The organism is Collinsella bouchesdurhonensis (assembly GCF_900155365.1).
Lineage (GTDB): Bacteria > Actinomycetota > Coriobacteriia > Coriobacteriales > Coriobacteriaceae > Collinsella > Collinsella bouchesdurhonensis.
Genome location: NZ_LT699734.1, coordinates 1 through 2,779 on the forward strand (window position 1 = coordinate 1; position 2,779 = coordinate 2,779).

Genomic DNA, 2,779 nt, shown 5'->3' on the forward strand with positions numbered 1-2,779 from the left:
GGCGCGCGAGCCGCGCCACAGCCTCTGGGTCATGGAGCGAGAACGGCTTCTCCGCGGGATCTGCCATCAGCTCGACGGTAGTCTCAAGCTCGGAGCGGCCCATTTTCGCAATCCTAAACTGCCAATCGAGCAGCTCGATATCGTCCATGGCTACCCACGAACCTTGACCGCGATGAAATATCCGATGGTCCCACAGATGGCCATAGACAGCAGCAGCGCCGCCCAACCCCAGGCACCAAGCCATTCGGCCCCGGCCTTGAGCTGGACCCACATGAACCCAACAGCGACGAGAAATACGATGAGGCACGCGACACAGGTCACGACGCAGCACGCGACGGTCGCCGCGACCATCGACCTCCTTGCACCCTCAAGCTCGTCGACAGCCTGCCTTGCGCTCGCCTGGCTGCTCTCAACGGCTTTTTTAGCCGCCTGCTCAACGTCCCGCAGACACTCGACCGCTCGGGCCTCTACAGCCTTGTAGACGACGCCTGAAGCATCCTCGGCGCGCTCGGCGGCACCTATGACGGCCTCCGACATATCGCGCATGGTGTCCGTGTTCTCGACGAGCGCGCCGTGCATCTCCTTTGCGATGCCGGCGATGCTGTGCATGTCCTTGGCGACGCGCAGATGGTCGCGCGCCGCCTGCTCCTTGAGGTCGGCCGACGTGTTCAGGCTGTCGGCCATGACAGCCAGGTTGTCCTGGCTAAGGTTGCTGAAATCATCCATGGTTAAGCTCCGTTTCTGTTAGTGATGGATGCCCTTCGTGTTCTCGATCTCAACCTCGACGGTAAGCGGCCGTTGAACCTTGACGGTCTTTGCAGCCTGTTCGCGCACGAGTTTGTTCCGCTGCTCGGCCGTCATGGCCCGCAGCTGCTCGGCCGTGACGGGACGGCCGGCCTCCTGGCTCATGGCCATGAGCTGACGCATGGGTCTGCCCATCTGCGCGCCCGTGACGGTGCGGCCGTCCTTGCTGAACTTGAGATCCCCCTTGCCGTCGGCGAAACCCATATCGACGCCCTGTTTGGCGAGTGCCTTGGCGAGGTCGTTGAAATGGTTGTTCGAGCGGCGCGCAAAGACCTGTTGAATCTCGGCCTCGACGGTCTTGGCGATCTCGCTATCGAGAGCGAGGTCGACCGTGCGCCCCATGGCCATAGAGCGTTTGCGCGCCGCCGTGGCGCGCATGGTGCCCGTATGCCGTGCGATGAAGACGCGGCGGCGTTGGGTGACGGCATCGGTTTTCTGATGCCACCAGGCGGCGGCGCGCTCCTTGAGCTGACGAAGTTCGGCGAGGACTCGATCGATCGCACGGTTCGTCTCGCGCGCCTCGACGTTTATGGCCACGCGCTCGGGCGTAGGCCGCTGTCCCTCATGAACGGTCGGCACGTACTCAATTTTGCGGTCTTCGAAAGAGCGGTGGTCAATCGTCACGGCGACCTCGTCACGGCGCGCGGCGTGCTCGGCGAGTCGCTTGTTGGCGATTTGCGCCCAGGACGCGCGAACGCGCTTGAGCTCGGCCTTCTCCGCATCAAACGCCTTGGCTCCGTCCATCTTGGCGGTGACGGCAACGGGTGTCTTCGTCTTGCGATCGTCCTTGGTAAGGCCCTGCGCCTCCGCCTGGGACATGGTCCGGCGCTCACCGTCCCTGAAGTTGTAGACCTTCTCGATGCCCTCGGCCTTAGCGGCCTTCCAGTCCTTGGCGGCGACCATGACGTCGCTGCCGTCGGGGCGGCGGCACAGGTAGACCTTGGTCGACTTCTGGGCCTTGGGGCGCTCGAAGCCATCGGCACCGAGTTTGAGAGCGCTCACGAGCACATGGGCGTGGGGATTGCCGTCACCGCTATCGTGAATCGCCCAGTCGCACGCGCGCCCCTTGAACAGACCGCAGAAATCGAGGACGCAGGCGCGCTGCTCGTCCAGGTCAAGCTCACGGGGAAGGGCGAACTCGTAGCGCTTGGCCACGAGTTCGTTGCCGCCGCCATATGCGCGCTGGGCCTCGTTCCAGAGGTTCTGGCGATCCCAGGCCGGCGCGCCGTCGGGGAGAATGATGCCGGTATCGGCGATACGCTCGGCGCGTGCGTAGCGCTTGAGGTCGCCCGTGATCTCGTCGCGCAGCGTCTCGCCGCTCTGGTAGGCGGCGGACGCGACAGCCGACGAGCCTCGTGCCGGTGCGATGCCGCGCGCATTGAGATGGTAGATGGCCATGGCGTCTGCCCCCTTTCAGGCAAGCGAGTGAAACGAGCGCGCAGCGATGCCGTGCGCACCGTGGGCCATTGAGGCGAACGGGCACGGTGTCGCGGAGCGCAAGGGAGCCTTGGCGACCGCGCAGGCATGACGCAAACAGTAAGCCGCCAAAGGCGAACCGTTTGCGTCATGCCGGAGAGGCAAGGAGCGCCAGCGACGCGCAGCGAACGAAGTGAGCGTAGAGGCACGCCGCCTAGGCGCGCACGCAATGTCTCTCTCACGCAGCGCCGCAGGCGCGAGTAAGTGAGACTAAGTGCGCCCTTCACTTCATGAAGGGATTATACCCGCTCGCTAATGGGTACAATCCATCTAAGTAAAAACGCAGTTGAAAGGCAGTACTACATGGAACTTGAAAGCAGGGCCTATCCGGGCATGACGGAACCGCCAAGGCCGACGATTTCGGCGCGCACCGAAACGCAACCAGCGAAGCCGAAGCGCAAGCGCGTCAAGAAGACCCTCGACCAGCAGGTCGCCGAGACCGAGGAGCGTCTGAAGAAACTCAAGGCGAAACAGCGAAGCGAAGAACGGGCCAAGCGCA

At 63.7% G+C, this 2,779-nt stretch carries 3 protein-coding genes; 1 reads left to right on the forward strand and 2 read right to left on the reverse strand.

What is annotated here, in order from left to right; all coding sequences use genetic code 11:
• Positions 1-150: 150 nt before the first annotated feature.
• A complete protein-coding gene (locus tag BQ9843_RS00040) occupies positions 151-726 on the reverse strand; it encodes a hypothetical protein (RefSeq protein ID WP_075843397.1) in 576 nt (191 codons plus the stop codon).
• A gap of 18 nt (positions 727-744) precedes the next feature.
• Positions 745-2,202, reverse strand: coding sequence for a MobA/MobL family protein (locus BQ9843_RS00045; protein ID WP_075843398.1), 1,458 nt, complete (start codon positions 2,200-2,202; stop codon positions 745-747).
• Between the two features lie 381 nt (positions 2,203-2,583).
• Between BQ9843_RS00045 and BQ9843_RS00050 the strand changes: the two genes are divergently transcribed.
• The coding region (locus BQ9843_RS00050; protein WP_230205502.1) for a hypothetical protein at positions 2,584-2,779 on the forward strand (196 nt) is incomplete at its 3' end.

Bases quoted from the DNA above. Each gene is read 5' to 3' on its own strand.
- BQ9843_RS00040 (WP_075843397.1), bottom strand. From the start codon at position 726: ATGGATGATTTCAGCAACCTTAGCCAGGACAACCTGGCTGTCATGGCC.
- BQ9843_RS00045 (WP_075843398.1), bottom strand. From the start codon at position 2,202: ATGGCCATCTACCATCTCAATGCGCGCGGCATCGCACCGGCACGAGGC.